The organism is Lentilactobacillus parafarraginis DSM 18390 = JCM 14109 (genome assembly GCF_001435895.1).
GTDB lineage: Bacteria > Bacillota > Bacilli > Lactobacillales > Lactobacillaceae > Lentilactobacillus > Lentilactobacillus parafarraginis.
In genome coordinates this window covers 1-487 of sequence record NZ_AZFZ01000209.1, presented here as the reverse complement: position 1 = coordinate 487, position 487 = coordinate 1, and the positions used below count along the sequence as shown (strand labels likewise).

Here is a 487-nt window from a genome sequence, read left to right as displayed (position 1 = left end):
TAAAAAGCTTGTTTTAAGACAGACCCTAGTTGTCTCATCGAAATTGGTGGTAGCGTTTGTATCAGTATTCGTTGCCGCCTTAGTTCCAGCCACTGTGCCAGCAGCAGTCTTTGAATTCGAACCATCGGTATCTAAAACCGACTGATTTTGGTTAGTCACATCCGCTTCAGTTGTGGCTGCAGTCTTCAAAGTTTGTGTCTTAGCCGTGACTGATTTGGTTGTGCTTGAACTAGTTGATGCCGTATCAGTCCCCGTTGCAGTCGTTCCATCATCAGCCCGAGCCACCAGCGTTGTTGTGCCCATCGTCAAGATAACGGCACATGCAAACGCCCAGCGACGGCCAATTTTGTACATTTTAAAATTCGTCCGTTTTCGCTCCATCATTTACCCACCTAAAATATAGTTTATTAACTTTCCTTTAATTCTATTCTATTTTCACGCTTTTTCATACAACATTCAAGGTAGATTGCAAATTTAATCCGAATTT

At 42.5% G+C, this 487-nt stretch carries 1 protein-coding gene; it reads right to left on the bottom strand.

Annotated features, from left to right (window positions below; all coding sequences use genetic code 11):
- The coding region (locus tag FD47_RS14765; protein WP_169790565.1) for a KxYKxGKxW signal peptide domain-containing protein at nt 1-381 on the bottom strand (381 nt) is incomplete at its 3' end.
- Nucleotides 382-487 lie beyond the last annotated feature (106 nt).